Below are 17,760 nucleotides of genomic sequence, written 5' to 3'. Positions count from 1 at the left end.
CCGCCGTTGCCGGAAGCTTTCACCGCAAAGGCGCAAAGGGAAAAGAAAGGTCGCAGAGGAACACTCCAACAAAACTTTGCGTTCTCTCTTTTCTCCTTTGCGGTGAATTTGTCCTGCATTCCGCGAGATCTTTCCGACCGACCCATGCGCATCATCACGCTCAACACCAACGGCATCCGCTCCGCCGCCTCCAAGGGGCTCTTCGAGTGGCTGCCCAAGCAGAAGGCCGACGTCCTCTGCATCCAGGAGACCAAGGCGCAGCTCGCCGACATCGAGAAGCTGCCGGATTTCTTTCCCAAAGGCTGGACGGCGCGCTTCAACAGCGCCAAGAAGAAGGGCTACGCGGGCGTCGCGATCTATTCGAAGCAGGAACCGGACGCCGTGCTCGATTCGCTGGGCGTGCCCGAGTTCGACGACGAGGGGCGCTACCTGGAATTCCGTTTCGGCAACCTGTCCGTGGTCTCGCTGTACCTGCCGTCCGGTTCAGCCGGCCCGGAGCGGCAGGCCTCGAAGGACCGCTTCCTGGAGTTCTTCCTGGCGGTACTCCAGTCGTGGGCAAAGAACGGACGCGACTACGTGGTCTGTGCCGACTGGAACATCGCGCACACCGAGCGCGACCTGAAGAACTGGAAATCCAACCAGAAGAACTCGGGCTTCCTGCCGCATGAGCGCGCCTGGATGACGCGTGTCCTCGGCGAGCAGGGCTGGACCGATGCGCATCGCAAGCTCGAACCCGAGGGCGAGGGCGAGCTGTACACTTGGTGGTCGAATCGCGGCGATGCCTGGAACAAGAACGTGGGCTGGCGCATCGACTACCAGCTCACGACGCCGGGCATGGCCAAGAAGATCAAGGCGGCCAAGGTCTGGAAGGAATCGCGCTTCTCCGACCACGCGCCGCTGATCGTCGACTATGCCGGCTGAGCGCACCGGGCCTGGCGAGGCGCCGGGCTGGGGCGGCGCGCTGTCGATCTACGCGCACCCGCGCGTCGCGGCGATGCTGTTTCTCGGCTTCTCCGCCGGCCTGCCGTTCCTGCTGGTGTTCTCCACGCTCTCCGCGTGGCTGGCGCAGGCGGGTATCCAGCGCGGCACGATCGGCCTGCTGTCCTGGGTCGGCATCACGTATTCGATCAAGTTCTTCTGGGCGCCGGTGGTGGACCGTCTGCGGCTGCCGCTGCTGCACGGCCTGCTCGGCCGTCGCCGCTCGTGGATGCTGGTGGCGCAGCTGGGCATGGCCACGGGCCTGGCGGGGCTGGCCGTGCACGATCCTTCGACGCAGCTCGCCACGATGGTCTGGTGCGCGCTGCTGGTGGCGTTCTCCTCGGCGACGCAGGACATCGCCATCGACGCCTGGCGCATCGAGGCCACCGAAGTCGAGCGCCAGGGCGCGATGGCCGCGGCCTACCAGCTCGGCTATCGCATCGCGCTGATCGTCGCTGGCGCGGGCTGCCTGTACCTCGCCGCCGAGTACGGCTGGCGCGTGGCGTATCTGGCGATGGCGGGCCTGGCGCTGGTCGGTGTGCTGACCACCGTGATGGTGCCCGAGCCCGAAGCGCGCGTGCGCGGAACGCCGCAGGCGGAGGCGCGCGTGCTCGCATGGATCGAGCGCAAGGGGCACTGGCCCGAGCGGCTGCGCAACGCCGGCGCGTGGTTCGTCGGCGCGGTGGTCTGCCCGTTCATGGATTTCTTCCAGCGCAACGGCTTGCAGCTGGGGCTGGGCATCCTGTGCTTCGTCGGCCTGTTCCGGTTGACCGACATCACGATGGGATCGATGGCCAACCCGTTCTACCTGTCGCTCGGCTACACGCTCAAGCAGGTCGCCGTGATCGCCAAGTTCTACGGCGTGATCCTGTCGATCGTCGGTGCCTTCCTGGGCGGCCTGTCGGTGGCGCGCTTCGGCTCGTCGCGCTCGCTGATGATCGGAGGCGTGCTGGTGATCCTCTCGAACCTGGGTTTCGCCGCGCTGGCTGTGCACGGCTCGCCCGACGTCACCGGTCTTGCGCTGGTGATCAGCGGCGACAACCTCGCGTCCGGATTCGCCGGCTCGGCCTTCATCGCCTACCTGTCGGGCCTGACGAATACCGCGTACACCGCCACGCAGTACGCGCTGTTCTCGTCGTTGTTCACGCTGCCCGGAAAGCTGCTGGGCGGGGCATCGGGTTATGTGTCGGAGGCCTTGGGCTGGCCGGGCTTTTTCTTCTACACGTCGGCGCTGGGGATTCCGGCGCTGTTGCTGATCATCTGGCTGGATAGACGGTTGAGCCGCGCGCCGTCGTAGCCCGGGTGAAACCCGGGGTCGCCGTTCGATCTGCGGGGGCAATCCCGGGTTTCACCCGGGCTGCGCGGGCGGCGCCGAGCGAGCCTCAGTAGTCGTCGAGCAGCCGCGCGTTCAGATCGTCCAGCGGATTCGCGGCGTGTCCGTTGTGCGGACGCTCGTCGTCGTAGACGTCGTCCCTTTCGAGATCGAAGGCCCCCGACAGGTCTTCAGGTGCGGCGCAGGGTCTTGCACTGAGTTCGAGCCAGGAGTCGAAGTCGAACTCCTCGAGAGAGCCGTCGAAATGCTGGACGAGCACGACGCCGGCGCGTGCATCCACGCCGATGATCTCGAACGGATGAGCGCCGGCTTCGTACCACTCGCCGACCGACATCTCGCGCAACCATTCAGCCATGGCCTGCCTCCTCACTGTTGCGAGCAGTGAAAAATTCTCCGTGACGATGGCTTTGTTCTACGCCCCTCGTCCGTGGCCTTCAAGGCCGCCGGTCAGACCGTGCGGGACGTCTTCAGGGGCAGGGAATCGTGAAGCGCTGATGGATCTTCTCGATCTCGGCGAGCACGTCCGCCGATAGCCGGATTTTCTCGGACGCGATGTTGCTGCGCAGCTGTTCCATCGTCGTGGCGCCGATGATCGTGCTGGTCAAGAACGGTCGCGAATTCACGAACGCGAGCGCCATCTGCGCGGGATCCAGACTGTTCTTCTTCGCCAGCGCCACGTACTCCGCCGCTGCGCCATCGGCCTGCGGATTGCTGTAGCGCGAGAACCGTGCGAACAGCGTCACGCGACCATCGGCCGGCCGCTTGCCGTCGAGATACTTGCCGCTGAGCACGCCGAACGCCATCGGCGAATACGCGAGCAGCGCGATGTTCTCGCGATGCGCGAATTCAGCGAGGCCGATCTCGAAACTGCGGTTGAGCAGGCTGTAGGGATTCTGGATCGAGGCGATGCGCGTCAGCTTCTTCTCGCGCGAAGCGCTCAGGTACTGATGCAGGCCCCAGGGCGTTTCGTTGGACACGCCGACGTGACGCACCTTGCCCTGCTTGACCAGTTCATCGAGCGCGCCGAGCGTCTCCTCGATCGGCACGGCGGGCGTGTTGGTGTGCTCGTAGCCGAGCTTGCCGAAATAATTGGTCGGCCGCTGCGGCCAGTGCACCTGGTACAGATCGATGTAGTCGGTCTGCAGGCGCTTGAGATTGTCGTCGCAGGCGGACAGCACCGACTTGCGGTCGAGCTTGCTGCCGCCGCGCAGATACGCGAAGCCTGGACCCGTGACCTTGGTCGCCAGCACGATGTCCTTGCGCTTGCCGGTCTTCTTGAACCACGTCCCGATGTATTGCTCGGTACGGCCCTGCGTGTCGGGCTTGGGCGGCACCGGATACATCTCGGCCACATCGAAGAAATTGATGCCCTGCGCCAGCGCGTAATCCATCTGCTCGTGCGCCTGGACTTCGGTGTTCTGTTCGCCCCAGGTCATCGTGCCCAGGCAGATCAGGCTGACATTGAGTTCGGTGTGGCTGAGCTTTCGGTATTCCATGTGCGTGAGATGCGTCCGGGATTCAGCTCGCCTGGGCCAGCAGGCGGCGATGATTGTGGGAAAGCGTTTCGATGGCGGGCGCGAGGATCAGCTCCATGCTGCGCGCCATCGCGGTGCCCGGCACGACGAGGGTCTGCTCGTTGGACTTGAAGGCGCCCTTGATGGCGCGTGAAAGTCCGTCGAGGCTCGCTCGCAGGCGCGTCTTCTCGTTGAAGTGGATGACGATCAGGCTCTCTTCGGCCGACGGGATCTGGCGTACCGTGAACGGATTCGAAGTGTCGACCAGCGGCACGCGCTGGAAGTTCACATCCGTGCGCGAGAACTGCGGGACGATGTGCGTGACGTAATCGGGCATGCGGCGCAGGATCGTCTCCGTGACCGCCTCGGGCTGATGTCCGCGCACCGCGGTATCCCGCTGCAGCTTCTGGATCCATTCGAGGTTGATCACCGGGACCACGCCGATCAGCAGATCCATGTGGCTGGCGATGTCGGCGTCCTCACCGACATATCCGCCGTGCAGCCCTTCGTAGAACAGCACGTCGGTATCCGGAGGGATGGGCGCCCAGGGCGTGAAGGTGCCGACCGGCTGGTTCCACTCGCTGGCTTCTTCGTCCGAGTGCAGGTAGTGGCGCGTCGTCCCGGTTCCCTTTTCGCCGTACTCGCGCAGCAGCCCCTGCAGGCGGTCGAGATGATTGCCGGCCGGCCCGAACAGCGAGAAGTTCTCACCACGGATGCGCGCGCGTTCGATCGCCTTCTTGTTGCCGTCGCGGTCGACGGCGTGGAACGCGTCGCCCTCGATCATCGTGGCCTTGAGGCCGAGCGCTTCGAAGAGGTGCTCGAATACCCGCACCGCCGAACTGGTGCCGGCACCGGACGAACCCGTGATACCGAGAATGGGATGGCGGGCGGACAAGGGCTGACTTCTGAAGACGCGGACACGTCATTTACCACGCCCGCAGGAAGCGCGTCGATGGGTGCCAGTCGGGGTGTTAGGGAACTCTGCTCACGCTCGGGGCTGGCAATCGGGGGCGATGCCCCTCCTGCAGGGTGGGGACAGGCCCTGCGCAGATCATCCTCAGGAGAATCGTTGCGTGAGGCCTGTCTCGATCAGGGACCGCGATCAGCCCGGACGCCGCCGATAGGCCAGATCGAAGACGTCGTGCCCCAGCCGCGTGCCGCGTGCCTCGAAACGCGTCAGCGGCCGCAGGGCTGCTCGTGGAACGAAGCCGCCGTCGGTCGAAAGGTTCTCGAAGGCAGGTTCGGCATCGAGCACTTCGCGCATCTGATGCGCGTACGGCGCCCAATCGGTGGCGAGCAGCAATTGCCCGCCCGGCCTGATGCGTTCCGCCAGCAACTGCGCGAACTCAGGCTGCACCAGACGCCGCTTGTTGTGGCGGGTCTTGTGCCACGGGTCCGGAAATTCGATGACGACCTCATCGAGCACGCCGACGGCCACCTGCGTGCGCAGGATGTCCACGGCGTCGCGCGTCATGACGCGCAGGTTCGAAAGGTTTCGCTGCTCCGCCAGGATCAGCGCGCGGCCAACGCCCGGACGATGCACTTCGACGCCCACATGGTTCCAGTCCGGCCTGGCTTCGGCACGCGCCAGCAGCGCATCACCAGCGCCGAAGCCGATCTCGAAGCTCAGCGATGCGGTACGTCCGAATGCGGCGGCGAAATCGATCGGACCTTCGAGCGGGTCCAGCGAGTAGCGCAGCGAGAGTCGCTCCAGCGCTTCCTTCTGGCCGTCGGTCATGCGTCCTTCGCGGCGCACGAAGCTGCGGATGCGGCGCAGATGCGGAGCGAGATCGGGTGGAGGCGGGTGGGTCATGGGTGCAAGGAGCAGGCGATGTCGTAGCCCGGGTGAAACCCGGGATGTCTTCCCGGGGCGAACGAAAATCTCCCGGGTTTCGCCCGGGCGACGGTGTCGTCAGCCGACCAGTCCGTCCACCGGCGAAGACGCCGATGCGAATCGGCGTCGCGGCATGCGGCCGGCGCGAAAGGCCTCGCGTCCGCCGATGATCGCGTGCCGCATGGCGCTGGCCATCAGCACGGGATTCTTCGCCTCGGCGATCGCGGTGTTCATCAGCACGCCGTCGCAGCCCAGTTCCATCGCGATGGCCGCGTCGCTCGCCGTGCCGACGCCGGCGTCGACGATGATCGGCACCTTGGCGTTCTCGACGATCGTCAGGATGTTGTAGCGGTTCTGGATACCCAGCCCCGAGCCGATGGGTGCGGCCAGCGGCATCACCGACACGCAACCGATCTCCTCGAGCCGCTTGCACAGGATCGGATCGTCGGTGCAATAGACCATGACGTCGAAGCCATCCTTCACCAGCGTCTTTGCGGCCTCGAGCGTCGCGGTGACATCGGGATACAGCGTCTTGGCATCGCCGAGCACTTCGAGCTTCACCAGCTTGTGGCCATCGAGCAGTTCGCGCGCCAGGCGGCAGGTGCGCACCGCGTCCTCGGCCGTGTAGCAGCCGGCGGTGTTCGGCAGGATCGTGTAGCGACTCGGCGGGATGACGTCGAGCAGGTTGGGCTCGCCGGCGTTCTGGCCGATGTTCGTGCGACGGATCGCGACGGTCACGATCTGCGCGCCGCTGGCCTCGATGGCCGCGCGCGTCTGTTCCATGTCCTTGTACTTGCCCGTTCCCACGAGCAGGCGGGAGTCATAGGCCTTGCCCGCGATAACGAGCGCATCGGTCTTCGGTGTCGACATGTCCTGATCCTGTGTAGTGCTAGCCGCCGCCGATGGCCTGCACGATTTCGACGCGATCGGCCTCGCGCAGCTGCGTGTCGGCATGCGCCGAACGCGTGACGATCTCGCCATTGATCTCGACCGCGAGGCGCTTGCCGGCGAGCTGCATGCGCTCGATCAACGTCGAGACGCTGGCGCCGTCGGGCAGATCGAGCGCTGCACCGTTGACGAGCAGTTGCATGGAAGGGTCGCGTACGGGCGGTTGGGCGCGCAGTCTAATCCGCGAAGCCACATCGCCCAAAGCGCAGCCCCGTAGCCCGGGCGAAGCCCGGGGTTGCGCTCCGTATGCGAGGGGAGCCCCGGGCTACGGAGGGTTAGCCTCGGGCTGCGCCATCGGATGCGCCCGCCGGAAAGGCTCCAGCGCCGCGCAGTTCTGCTCGATGGCGCGGATCGCCGGATACGGCGAAAGGTCGGTCTTCACGCGCAGCGCGTTGGCGATCTGCGGCATGAGGCAGACGTCGGCCAAGGTCGGGCTGTCGCCGAAACAGAACCGGCCACGCCGGGGCGAAGCCGCCAGCCGGGCCTCGATCGCGGCGAAGCCCAGCTCGATCCAGTGGCGTGCCCACGCATCCCGGGCCGCGTCGCCCTGGCCGAATGGATCGCGCAGGTATTTCAGCACGCGCAGGTTGTTCAGCGGATGGATGTCGCAGGCAATCGTCAGCGCGAGCTGGCGCACGTACGCGCGATCGGCGGCGGAAGTCCGGGGCAGCAGCGGCGGATTCGGGAAGCGCTCGTCGAGGTACTCGATGATGGCGAGTGACTGCGACAGCGACTCTCCCTCGTGCTCCAGCACCGGGACGAGTTGCGCGGGATTGAGCGCCGAGAATTCCGGCGCGAGCTGCTCGGCGCTGCGCAGGTTCACCGGCAGGCTCTCGTACGGCTGGCCCTTGATGTTGAGCGCGATGCGGACGCGGTACGAGGCCGAGCTCATGAAGAACTGGTGCAGGCGCATGGTCAGATCGGGTGGATGATCGCGTTCGGAATCATTTCGCTGTCGTAGATGCAGTGCCGGGACGCGAACCGCAGGCCGTCCGGCGTACGCACGACGGTGTCGAGATAGCGGCCGACGTTGAACACCGTCGACAGCTCGCCGAGCTTGGTGCGGAACACCGTGTAGTTCGTCTCGGCCGTGATCGTGCCGCTCGCGTCGATCGACAGCACGCGCGGGATGCCGACGACGTGGCGCTGGTAGTAGGGATCGTGGAACAGCGTTTCGCGGATGCCGTAGGCGCGATCCTTGAGCATGCCCTTGCTGATCAGCCGCAGCGTCGCCAGCGGAAGATTGCGCTCGTGGTTCTCGCGTGGCTGGACGATGTAGCGGCAGTCGTCGGCGAACAGATCGACCCAGCGCTCCCAGTCGCCGGCATCGACCGCGGCCGCGTACTCGGCGTACAGCGCGGCCAGGTCCAGGAAGTCGGACGGCGTGATGTTCGCCATGTCAGATCCCCATGACCTTGCGCCAGTACGCGTACATCCCGCGGATCAGCGTCTCGGAAGCCACCGTCTCCGCTTCGTTCGTGTCGCGTCCGCCCATCTCGATGACCGCGCGGTGCCAGGGCTTCTCGTCGAAACCCATCTGCGAGAACTCGATGACCTCGCCGTCGTCCGCCGACACGTAGCCCGAGGGCCCGAACAAATTGGCCTGGATCAGCCGTCGTTCCGTCATCTCCGCGGTGTCGTCCTCGAAGCCGAAATGCGTCCAGACGAAATCGAACACGCCGGCGCCGCGCGGCTGGATGTGGCGTGTCGACAGCGAGTTCACCTGCTGCTGGATGATCAGGCTCGGGAACAGCGTGAGCATCGTCACCGTCGGCCCGTTCCACCAGGGCTCCGGGACGATGTCGAGCTGGCGCATGTCGTGCAGCTGCATGCTCTCCTTGTAGCTCGCCACGCCCTTGGTGACGTCCGCCGTCGGCTTGGCGACGCTGCGCACGCCCACCATCACCGCATGACGCTTGTGCGCATCCATCAGCAGCCGCGTCTTGTTGTCCGCACGCCAAAGTCCGAAATTCACGAACCAGGTGTGCAGCAGGCCCGGGTGATACGGATCCTTGATGTTCTCCTGCATCAGCTTCCAGTTGCCCGGAATCCGCTGGCGGTTGTAGCCGAGCAGGGTCAGCTTGCGTCCATTGAAGATGCGGTCGAAGTACGACAGCACGGTGGGGCCGAGGAAGTCCTCGAACGATTCGATGTCGTGATCGAACGACCCGAACACGACGCCGCCGCGCGTGGCGACCCTGAGTTTGGTCAGGCCGTTGTCCTTCAGCGAGAAATCTTCCGGCATGCCGCCGTGGAGCTGTTCTTCCTGGCGGATGCCCTGGCGGAACGGAAGGCCGCGCAGGTTGCCCTCGAGGTCATAGTTCCAGTGGTGGTACGGGCAGTGGAAGCCCTTCGCGTTGCCGCCGCGCTCGCGGCAGAACTGTGCACCGCGATGCGCGCACACGTTCTCGAAGGCGCTGACGCCGCCGTCCTTGTTGCGCACCATGATCACCGAGCGTTCGCCGACGACGGTGCGCCGGAAGTCGCCGACGTTCGGGATCTCGACTTCCAGGCCCAGGTAGCACCAGTGGTTCGCGTAAAACAGCTTGCGCAGTTCCTGCTGGTAGATCTCGGCGTCGGTGTAGGCGGCGAACGGAACCTGATGGGTGCCTTCGCTCTTCCAGATCGACTCGGGTTGCAGTGCAATGCCTGCGTCGTTCATGTGTTCTGCCTCCGTGTGTTCTCGGGGCGCTTGCCTTCGCTTCGCGCGCGCTCCCGCGACTGCTTTGCTCCCTCTCCCCCGCAGCAGCGGGGAGAGGGAGCGTGTTCGTTCAGCCGCCCGCGACCCTCACCGTGATCTCTTCCAGCCCGGCGATCCGCGCGTGCATCACGTCGCCCGCCTTCACGGCGCCTACGCCCTCCGGCGTGCCGGTCATGATCACGTCGCCCGGCTGCAGCGCCTCGTACTTCGACAGATAGGCGATGCTCTCGGCGACGCTCCAGATCATCAGGCTCAGATCGGACGACTGCTTCGATACCTGGTTGACGGCCAGCGAAATGGCGCCGCCCTTGAGCGCACCCGACTTTGCGATCGGCGTGATCGCGCCGATGGGCGCCGATGCATCGAAGGACTTTCCGAATTCCCACGGGCGGCCCTTGTCGCGGGCCGCGAACTGCAGGTCGCGGCGCGTCATGTCCAGGCCCACCGCGTAACCGAACACGAGACTTTCGGCGTGCTCCATCGAAACGTTCGCTCCGCCCGTGCCGATGGCGACGACCAGCTCGACCTCGTGATGAAAATTCGACGTCATCGAGGGATACGGAATCGTGACCGCGGCGCTGGCGTCCACCGCCGCGTTCGCCGGCTTCATGAAGAAGAACGGCGGCTCGCGCTCGTCCTGGCCCATCTCGCGGGCATGCGCCGCGTAGTTGCGGCCCACGCAGAAGATGCGGTTCACGGGAAAGCGTTCGCCCGAACCGGCGATGGCCAGCGAGTGGACGGGTGCAAGGGCAACGGCGTACTTCGGGTCGGACACGAAGGTCTCCGGACAGTCGAGGGGAATCAGTCTTTGTGTTCGCGCCACAGGCCCAGCGCCTGCTGCACGGGTCGATCGGAATAACTGAACAGCAGGCAGTCGCGCTGCGCCTGCAGGTGCAGCGGATGCCATGACGGCACGACGAACACGTCGTTCTGCGAGAAACGAAATTCCTGTTCACCAACGCGCGCCATACCGTCGCCTTCGAGGCACACGTGGATCGTCGAGTCCGTGCTCCTGAGCGCGCGCGTCTCGAAGCCGGCCGGCAACTTCTGCGCGAACGCGCCGATCGTCGGCATCGGCGAGGCGCCGGTGGCCGGGTTCACGTAGCGAAGTTTCCAGCCGTGGTGCGGATCGATCGGGCTGGCGGCGATGCCGTCGAGCGCACGTTGCGTCTGCGCATACGGATAGACGAAAACGCGCGTCGGGTCCGACGGCCGCGGATGGAAATCCATCGGCACCATGTTGCTGGCGTAACGCGCCAGCGCGTCGCCCTCTGCACGCGTGACGGCCTGGACGTCGGCGCCGCCCTTCTCCTGGAATCCGGCGCCGAGGAAATCGACGATCGGAATGTCGAGTCCATCGAGCCAGATCACCGGCTGGTCGCCCTCGTTGCCGTGATCGTGGAAGGTCCAGGCCGGCGTGATGATGAAGTCGCCGCGCCGCATCGTCGTGCGTTCGCCGTCGACCGCGGTGTAGGCGCCTTCGCCGTCCAGCACCAGGCGCAGCGCGGACTGCGTGTGGCGGTGTGCGGGGGCGACTTCGCCCGGCAGGATCAGCTGCAGGCCCGCGTACAGGCTCTGCGTGATGCGCGACTGGCCGCGCAGGCCGGGGTTCTCCAGGATCAGCACGCGGCGCTCGGCCTCGTGAGCGGTGATCAGGCGGCCGGCTTCCATCAGCTCCGGGCGCACGTCCGTGTAGCGCCAGAGCGCCGGCTGCGCCGCCGTGCGCGGCGTCTGCGGGACCAGCGCGCTGAGCACTTCCCACAGCGGTGTCAGGTTGGCCGGATCGATGCGCCGGTAGAACGCGCGGCGCGCTTCGGCTTGGGGATGATCGGAGGCGTCGGCTGGCATGGCGTGTCGCGGCGGTGGAGCGGACCCGGACACCTTACGCGCCGACGCGCAATCGGGGAACGCGATAACGCGGATAAGTGAATTCGGTAAATCGGATAAAGGTCGGTGTCATTCGCGACGGTCCGTGAACAGCTCGACGATCTGCCGGCGAAACCACTGGTGTCCCGGATCACGCTGCATGCGCGCGTGCCAGAACAGGTCGATCGAAGCCTCCGGCAGCTTCACCGGGTGCGGCAGATAGTGCAGCCCGAACGGCTTGGCGATGCGCTGGGCCATGCGTTCGGGCAGCGTCGCCACCAGGTCGCTGGCCTCCAGGATGTGGCCGACGCCGACGAAGTGCGGAACGGTGAGACGCACGCGCCGTGCGATGCGCTTTCGTTCCAGCGTGCGATCCACCTCGCCGTGGCCGGTCCCCGACGCCAGCACGACGACGTGTTCCGCGGCGCTGAAGTCCGTCGTCGTGATTTTCTTCTTCCGCGCGAGCGGATGGCCGCGGCGCATCGCCAGCACGTACGGCTGGCGGAACAGGCGCTGGCGGAAGAAGCGGCCCTGCAGTTGCGGCAGCAGCCCGATCGCGGCGTCCACGCGCCCGCTCTCCATCTCGTCCTTGAGGTCGCGGATGCTGTTGCGCGCGGTGCTCAGGTCGATGCCGGGAGCGCGCTCGTCGAGCCGCGCCAGCAGCGGCGGCAGGAAGTAGATCTCGCCGATGTCGGTGAGGCTGAGCATGAAATTGCGCCGCGCCGTCATCGGATCGAACGGTCCGGGACGCGCGATGGCGTTGCGCAAGGTGTCGATCGCCGACGCCACCGGTTCGGCGAGCTGCTCGGCCAGCGGCGTGGGCTGCATGCCGCGCGCGGTACGCAGGAACAGGTCGTCCTTGAGCACCTCGCGCAGGCGCTTGAGCGCACCGCTGACGGCGGGCTGCGACATGCCCAGGGATTCGGCGACGGCGGACACCCGCCGCTCGATCATGAGCTGGTGGAAGATCCGCAGCAGGTTGAGGTCGATGTCGTCGAGATCCGTCACCTGCGCAGTGTGCCGCGGCGAGAAATGCCGCGTCGCGGCCTTCACCCGCGTGGCGCGGGAGGGTACCCTTGCACCCGTGCGGGTGTAGTTCAATGGTAGAACTTCAGCTTCCCAAGCTGATAGCGTGGGTTCGATTCCCATCACCCGCTCCAATTTCCGCAAGCGTGGTTTCGGGAATCTCACCCGCGAGCGTGGGAAGTTCGCTGCGCTCACGCCGATCCGACGTTGGCGGATCGGTCGATTCCCATCACCCGCTCCAGTTTTCCTCTTCCGCGTCGAAGGGGCCGACCGTCGAAGGCGCGAATGTTCAAGGCGAAATCGGGGCGCAATCAGGATGCGGGTGCACGGCCCGGCGCCGCGCGGGTTCTGCCGATGCGTCTGGTGGCACGGGTGCCCTTGCTGCGTCGCCTCGCGCCTCAGCCCGTTGCGGTGAAACCGCCCGCGCTGCTGTCGCCGCGTCGACTGGTCCGCTTGCTGAGCGGCAAGAAGGCTACGCCGCCGCCGGCTCCATCGTCGCGACTGCGCCTGTCGATCGTCGGTCCGATGATCCGCGGTGTGCGTGATCCCATCGAGCGGACCGCAGCCGTGGTCCGTGCGGCGCGCGAGGTGCGCAAGCCGCAGACGCGATGGGAGCGGCTTCGTCAGGCCGCGCGTGTGGCCATCGATGATCCGGTCGACGGCACGCGTTGGGAGCGCCTGATGGGACTGGGCGTGGGACTGGTCGCCGGAGGCAAGCATCGCAAGGCGCCCAAGGCGAAGACCAAACGTCTGCCGCAATTGCGCGTATCACGCCTGAAGATCGAAGCGCCCGCGAGGCGGCCGTCCTTGGGACTGCGTGACGGCCTGCAGCGGCTGCAGACGCTGCTCAACGAAAACGCCGGTCCCGGACAGCGCCGGGACCGGCGTGGAATCAAGCCACCGAAGGCACGCTGAACCCGTCGGGTCCGGCGTGCCGGGCGATGATCAGCGCAGCTGGATGTTGCCGCCGACCACACGCACCTTGGTGCCCGCGGTGATGCCGGCCGGATCCGGAACATTGACGGTCTGGTAGCTGCCGTTCTCCATGTTCACGCCGATGCGGTAATAGGTCGAGGCCCGGATGCTTTTCTCGGCCTGGTGACCCGCAACACCACCCAGCACCGCGCCGCCGGCCGTGGCGACGTCCTTGCCGCGACCGCCGCCGAACTGGTGACCGATGACGCCGCCGGCGATGGCACCGAGCACGGCGCCAGCGCCGCTACCCGAGCCCTTTTCCTTGACCGCCTCGACCGATGACACCGTGCCGCACTCGTTGCAGATGACCGGCGCAGGAGCCGGCGTCGGCGCAGCGGCTTGCTCGGTCGGACGCGGACGCGGCTTCTTGGCCGCAGCAGCAGCACGCTCGTCGGCGACCTGACGCGCGGCTTCCAGCGCAGCTGTTTTCGCCTCTGCGGCTTCCTTGGCGGCCTTCTCTTCTTCAGCGGCCTTCTCGACGGCGAGGTCGGCGGCTTCCTGAGCGGCTGCCGCTTCTTCGGCTGCCGGGTCTTCGGACGGCGGCGCGCAGCCAGTCAAAGCCAGCGCGAACGCAAAGCTTGCGGCAATCAACGATGTGCGAAACATGGTGTTACTCCCTTATGGAACGGTGAACGCGTCGCGAGAGCGTCGCGGGCAAAGCATCTGTGAGCGGATTCTGGGGGCATCGACTGAACCCCTGCTGAGTCATTTTGCCCGGGCGTCCACACGCTCGACAAAGGCCAGGAAGGGTTGCGCGACGGCAGCCGGCGCCTCGACCTGGGGGTAATGGCCGATGCCGGGCAGGCTCACGGTGTCCGGATTGGGGACCAGCTCCCGGTAGCGGGCGACCATGTGCGCCCCCGATACCGGGTCCAGCGGTCCATTGATGACGCGCAGCGGTACGGGGGTCTCCTGCAGCGCGTTCACCCAGCGCTCGCGGTTGCGGCGGCGGTCGAGGATGTAACGGATCAGGCGGTGTGCGATGCGATGTCCGTTGTTCTGCATCGCCAGCCGCCAGAACCCGCGCGCGTGTTCTGGCGAAGGCTGCGTGTCCGGTCCGAAGACCGCGGCCACGCTGCGGTTGAAGCGTTGCTCGTTGTTGAGCTTCGAGATCAGCGGGCCGAAGCGGCCCAGCAGGAGCTTCTGAACCAGGCGCGCGCGGTGGGTTTCGGGAAACAGGCCGCCGTTGAGGAACGTGACCGAACGCAATTCGAGCTGGCGCGGCTCCTTGCGTTCGAGATGCCGCGCGAGCAGTTCCTGCGCCACGCTCACGCCGTAGTCGTGAACCAGCAAATGGGCTTCCTTCACACCGAGCCGCACGAGCAGGTTTTCGTGCAGCGCGGCCTGATCGACGAGATCGTAGTCGTAGTCCGGCGGCTTCGCGGAGAAGCCGAAACCGATCATGTCGGCGGCGATGATGCGGCCGAAGCGCGGTGCGATCAGCGGCCAGATGTCGGCGAAATCCCAGCTCGAGGTGGGAAAGCCATGGATCAGCACCAGCGTGGGACCGGGGCCCCGCTGCTCGTCGATGTAGAAAATCGCATGGCCGCGGTGATCGAACCAATGCCCGCGTCGGCGCCAATCGTCGGGTTTCATCGCTCATTGTGCGTTGAAGGCGCCGGGACGTTCCGGGCGCACGTGGAGTGCAAGAATGTTCTGCGCTCTGGCGCCTGTCCATTCCATGTCACCGCCTTCTCCGGAAACGTCCGTCCATGTCCTTGACCCCGTCCACCATGCTGCCGCTCGGCACCGTCGCACCCGATTTCGGCCTGCCCGACGTCGTCTCGGGTTCCACCCTGGCGTTGGCGGACGTACGTGGGCGCACGGGGACCCTGGTGATGTTCATCTGCAATCACTGTCCGTACGTTCTGCACGTCAACGCCGAGCTGGTTCGCGTGGCCCAGGCGGCCCAGTCGCGAGGTGTCGGCGTCGTGGCGATCTCGTCGAACGACGTGCGCGCGTACCCGGCCGATGCGCCGGAACGCATGACCGAGGTCGCCCGCGAGCAGGGTTATCCCTTTCCCTACCTGTACGACGCCACGCAGTCGGTGGCCCGCGCCTACGACGCTGCCTGCACGCCGGACTTCTTCCTGTTCGACGCGGAGTCGAAGCTGGTCTACCGCGGGCGTCTCGACGATTCGACCCCGGGCAACGGGCGGCCGCTGACCGGCGCGGATCTGCGTGCCGCTCTGGACGCGTTGCGGGCGGGTGCTGCGCCGCTCGACGACCAGAAGCCCAGCATGGGCTGCAACATCAAGTGGTCCGCGCCGCGCTGACGGCCAAGCCATTCCATTCCGCGGCAACGCGGACCGCTTGATCGAGGTTCTCGCGGCTCTGGGGGCGGGTGGCACGGTCCTCGCACTCCGAGGGCACGTCTTGCTTTCCTCCCCGCCCGGTAATGCCCGTCGAGCTTCCTCCCATGCAACTCCTGCGAGCAGCATTGATCACGCTTCTGCTTCTGGGCGCCATCATGACCCTGGTGCCCGAGAATCCGGCCTCCTTCGAGTCCGCTGCGCCGGACAAGACGCTCGCTGTCGGCGAGGTTCTTGTGCCCTGATCGGCACGTCGGATGACGCAAAGTGTGCTCCGACTTCGTCGCAATCTGACCCGGGTTGTCAGTCTTCCCCGGGGCCGCCCTCCCGCACGAACCGGACTCGGCAGCGGTCGCGGACGCGATCGGCGCTGGCAGCCGGGCCAGGCAACGAGCGGGCAGCCGATGCGGATCGACGCCGTAAATGGTGCAGTGCAATAGAAAAGTCGGGGCGGCCGGCTTAGACTGACTGCCTTGTGAGCGCCGACCCTCGTTACACCGTTTCGCTGCCGGATCCTGCGACGCATCGCTACGTCGTCCGTTGCGATCTTCCCGGCACCGCGACCCACGTCCTGACGTTCCGGCTTCCCGCCTGGATTCGCGGGAGCTACCTCGTGCGCGACCTCGCCAAGCACGTCTTCGATGTTCAGGCCTGGCGCGACGGCCAGAGCGTGGCCATCGAGCGCCTCGACAAGTCCACGTTCACGGTGCCGGCCGGCACCGGAGCGCTGCGGCTGGAGTACACGGTCAACGCCTTCGACGAATCCGTGCGCAAGGCCTTTCTCGACACACGACGCGGCTTCTTCAACGGCAGTTCGCTCTTCTATTGCCCGGACGGATTCCGCGAAGGCCGTTTCGAGGTGGTGATCGAGCCGCCGCGCGGCGCCGCGTTCCGTGACTGGAAAGTGGCGACCGCGATGCCGGCGGTCGAAGTGGATGATCGGGGATTCGGTCTGTACGCGGCCGACGACTACGAGGCGCTGATCGATCATCCGTTCGAACTGGGCACGTTCCGCAGCTTCGAATTCCAGGCGGGCGGTGTGCCGCACACGCTGGTGATCTCGGGCCGTATCGAAGCCGACTTCGCGCGCGTCACCGCGGACCTGTCGAAGATCTGCACGATCCAGCGCACGATGTTCGGTGATGAACCGGCGCTGGATCGCTACCTGTTCCTGACCAACGTGGTCGCTGCGGGATACGGCGGGCTCGAACACCGCGCCAGCACGGCGCTGATCTCGTCGCGGGCCGATTTCCCGCGGCCGGGACAACCCGCGCAGAGCAAGGAATACCGTGGATTCCTGGGCCTGTGCAGCCACGAGTATTTCCATCTGTGGAACGTCAAGCGCATCACCGCGCTGTCGTTCCAGCAGTCCGATCTGGCGCGCGAGGCCTACACGCGCGACCTCTGGCACTACGAAGGCGTCACGTCCTACTACGACGACCTGTTCGTGTTGCGCGCCGGCGTCATCGACGCACCGACCTACCTGGATGCGCTCGCCGAGCAGGCCACGCGCCTGCAGCGTTCGCCCGCGCGCAGCCGCCACACGCTGGCCGACGCGAGCTTCGAGACCTGGATCAAGTACTACCAGCCGGACGAGAACAGCCTCAACGCCAGCACGAACTACTACGTCAAAGGTGCGCTGGCGGCGCTGTGCGTGGATCTGCGCCTGCGGCGCGATTCCGCGGCGACGCTCGACGACGTGATGCGGACCTTGTGGACGCGCTACGGACGTGAAGATCGCGGCGTGCCCGAGGGCGGGCTGGAGAAGGTTGCGTCGGAAGTATCGGGGCTCGATCTGCGGCCGCTGTTCGACCAGTTGCTGCGCTCCACCGAGGAACTGCCGCTGGAAGCGCTCCTTGCCGATTTCGGAGTCAAGGCGGAACTGCGCGCCTGCACATCGGCCATCGACGACGGCGGCCGCACGCACGCGAAGGGCACGGTGCCCTGGGTCGGCCTGCGCATGCGGCCGGGCGATACCACGATCTCGGCCGTGCTCGACGACAGCCCCGGGCTGGCGGCGGGTCTTTCGGCGGGCGACCAGTTGATCGCGCTCGATGGCCTGCGCCTGACCGGCCCGCAATGGAGCCGCCGGCTCGAGGCGCTGACGCCAGGCGTCGCCGTGCCGGTCCACTATTTCCGGGGTGACGAACTGTTCAGCACCACGCTCGTCCCTCGGGCGGCGCCGCTCGACACCTGGACCTTCACGCTCGCCGATGCCGGCAGCGAAGCTGCCGAACGACGCAAGCGCTGGATCGGCGTCTGAACCCTTTCTT

Annotated in this window: 20 protein-coding genes and 1 tRNA gene; 7 read left to right on the top strand and 14 right to left on the bottom strand. The window is 66.3% G+C overall.

Annotated features, from left to right (window positions below; translation table 11 throughout):
- Nucleotides 1-144: 144 nt before the first annotated feature.
- Together DFR24_RS18405 and DFR24_RS18400 are read left to right on the top strand one after the other, a co-directional pair.
- On the top strand, nt 145-921 hold the full coding sequence (locus DFR24_RS18405; RefSeq protein WP_133882877.1) for an exodeoxyribonuclease III: 777 nt from the start codon (nt 145-147) through the stop codon (nt 919-921).
- A complete protein-coding gene (locus DFR24_RS18400; protein WP_133882876.1) occupies nt 911-2,275 on the top strand; it encodes an AmpG family muropeptide MFS transporter in 1,365 nt (454 codons plus the stop codon). The genes DFR24_RS18405 and DFR24_RS18400 overlap by 11 nt, the downstream gene beginning before the upstream one ends.
- Nucleotides 2,276-2,360: 85 nt before the next feature.
- On the opposite strand, the gene DFR24_RS18395 is transcribed toward DFR24_RS18400, so the two are convergent.
- The 12 genes from DFR24_RS18395 to DFR24_RS18340 form a co-directional block, all read right to left on the bottom strand.
- Nucleotides 2,361-2,666, bottom strand: coding sequence for a DUF6763 family protein (locus DFR24_RS18395; protein ID WP_133882875.1), 306 nt, complete (start codon nt 2,664-2,666; stop codon nt 2,361-2,363).
- 112 nt (nt 2,667-2,778) lie between these two features.
- Complete coding sequence (locus tag DFR24_RS18390; RefSeq protein WP_133882874.1) at nt 2,779-3,807, bottom strand: NADP(H)-dependent aldo-keto reductase; 1,029 nt, start codon at nt 3,805-3,807, stop codon at nt 2,779-2,781.
- A 22-nt stretch (nt 3,808-3,829) separates the two neighbouring features.
- The gene (locus DFR24_RS18385; protein ID WP_133882873.1) at nt 3,830-4,720 is read right to left on the bottom strand and encodes a phosphoribulokinase; all 891 of its coding nucleotides are present in this window, start codon (nt 4,718-4,720) and stop codon (nt 3,830-3,832) included.
- Nucleotides 4,721-4,927: 207 nt separating this feature from the next.
- Nucleotides 4,928-5,638, bottom strand: a complete 711-nt coding sequence (gene trmB, locus DFR24_RS18380) for a tRNA (guanosine(46)-N7)-methyltransferase TrmB (protein WP_133882872.1) — start codon at nt 5,636-5,638, stop codon at nt 4,928-4,930.
- A 99-nt stretch (nt 5,639-5,737) separates the two neighbouring features.
- Nucleotides 5,738-6,529, bottom strand: coding sequence for a thiazole synthase (locus DFR24_RS18375; RefSeq protein WP_133882871.1), 792 nt, complete (start codon nt 6,527-6,529; stop codon nt 5,738-5,740).
- Nucleotides 6,530-6,548: 19 nt separating this feature from the next.
- The gene (gene thiS, locus DFR24_RS18370) at nt 6,549-6,749 is read right to left on the bottom strand and encodes a sulfur carrier protein ThiS (protein ID WP_133882870.1); all 201 of its coding nucleotides are present in this window, start codon (nt 6,747-6,749) and stop codon (nt 6,549-6,551) included.
- Nucleotides 6,750-6,872: 123 nt separating this feature from the next.
- Nucleotides 6,873-7,520 (bottom strand): maleylacetoacetate isomerase, encoded by a 648-nt coding sequence (gene maiA / locus DFR24_RS18365; protein WP_133882869.1) that lies wholly within the window; start codon nt 7,518-7,520, stop codon nt 6,873-6,875.
- Between the two features lie 2 nt (nt 7,521-7,522).
- On the bottom strand, nt 7,523-8,005 hold the full coding sequence (locus DFR24_RS18360) for an aromatic-ring-hydroxylating dioxygenase subunit beta (RefSeq protein WP_133882868.1): 483 nt from the start codon (nt 8,003-8,005) through the stop codon (nt 7,523-7,525).
- A gap of 1 nt (nt 8,006) precedes the next feature.
- Nucleotides 8,007-9,269, bottom strand: coding sequence for an aromatic ring-hydroxylating dioxygenase subunit alpha (locus DFR24_RS18355; RefSeq protein ID WP_133882867.1), 1,263 nt, complete (start codon nt 9,267-9,269; stop codon nt 8,007-8,009).
- Between the two features lie 109 nt (nt 9,270-9,378).
- Nucleotides 9,379-10,083, bottom strand: a complete 705-nt coding sequence (locus DFR24_RS18350; RefSeq protein ID WP_246051705.1) for a fumarylacetoacetate hydrolase family protein — start codon at nt 10,081-10,083, stop codon at nt 9,379-9,381.
- Between the two features lie 26 nt (nt 10,084-10,109).
- A complete protein-coding gene (gtdA, locus tag DFR24_RS18345) occupies nt 10,110-11,156 on the bottom strand; it encodes a gentisate 1,2-dioxygenase (RefSeq protein WP_133882865.1) in 1,047 nt (348 codons plus the stop codon).
- Between the two features lie 108 nt (nt 11,157-11,264).
- The gene (locus DFR24_RS18340) at nt 11,265-12,182 is read right to left on the bottom strand and encodes a LysR family transcriptional regulator (RefSeq protein ID WP_366518946.1); all 918 of its coding nucleotides are present in this window, start codon (nt 12,180-12,182) and stop codon (nt 11,265-11,267) included.
- A 78-nt stretch (nt 12,183-12,260) separates the two neighbouring features.
- Between DFR24_RS18340 and DFR24_RS18335 the strand changes: the two genes are divergently transcribed.
- Nucleotides 12,261-12,334 (top strand) — tRNA-Gly (locus tag DFR24_RS18335).
- A gap of 151 nt (nt 12,335-12,485) precedes the next feature.
- Nucleotides 12,486-13,115, top strand: coding sequence for a hypothetical protein (locus DFR24_RS18330; protein ID WP_133882864.1), 630 nt, complete (start codon nt 12,486-12,488; stop codon nt 13,113-13,115).
- Between the two features lie 30 nt (nt 13,116-13,145).
- Here the strand turns inward: DFR24_RS18330 and DFR24_RS18325 are convergent, their stop codons facing one another.
- Together DFR24_RS18325 and DFR24_RS18320 are read right to left on the bottom strand one after the other, a co-directional pair.
- Nucleotides 13,146-13,781 (bottom strand): outer membrane lipoprotein, encoded by a 636-nt coding sequence (locus DFR24_RS18325; protein ID WP_133882863.1) that lies wholly within the window; start codon nt 13,779-13,781, stop codon nt 13,146-13,148.
- 99 nt (nt 13,782-13,880) lie between these two features.
- Entirely contained in the window at nt 13,881-14,771 is an 891-nt protein-coding gene (locus tag DFR24_RS18320; protein WP_133882862.1) for an alpha/beta fold hydrolase, read from the bottom strand.
- A gap of 116 nt (nt 14,772-14,887) precedes the next feature.
- Here DFR24_RS18320 and DFR24_RS18315 point away from each other — a divergent pair, with 116 nt between their 5' ends.
- From DFR24_RS18315 to DFR24_RS18310, 3 genes are all read left to right on the top strand, one after another.
- The gene (locus DFR24_RS18315; RefSeq protein WP_133882861.1) at nt 14,888-15,451 is read left to right on the top strand and encodes a thioredoxin family protein; all 564 of its coding nucleotides are present in this window, start codon (nt 14,888-14,890) and stop codon (nt 15,449-15,451) included.
- A gap of 143 nt (nt 15,452-15,594) precedes the next feature.
- Nucleotides 15,595-15,732, top strand: coding sequence for a hypothetical protein (locus DFR24_RS24505; protein WP_162851311.1), 138 nt, complete (start codon nt 15,595-15,597; stop codon nt 15,730-15,732).
- A gap of 230 nt (nt 15,733-15,962) precedes the next feature.
- Complete coding sequence (locus tag DFR24_RS18310; protein WP_133882860.1) at nt 15,963-17,750, top strand: M61 family metallopeptidase; 1,788 nt, start codon at nt 15,963-15,965, stop codon at nt 17,748-17,750.
- Nucleotides 17,751-17,760 lie beyond the last annotated feature (10 nt).

This window comes from Panacagrimonas perspica (assembly GCF_004364935.1).
Classification (GTDB): domain Bacteria; phylum Pseudomonadota; class Gammaproteobacteria; order Nevskiales; family Nevskiaceae; genus Panacagrimonas; species Panacagrimonas perspica.
The sequence above is the reverse complement of the archived record's forward strand: the minus strand, read 5'-3'. Positions and strand labels throughout refer to the sequence as shown.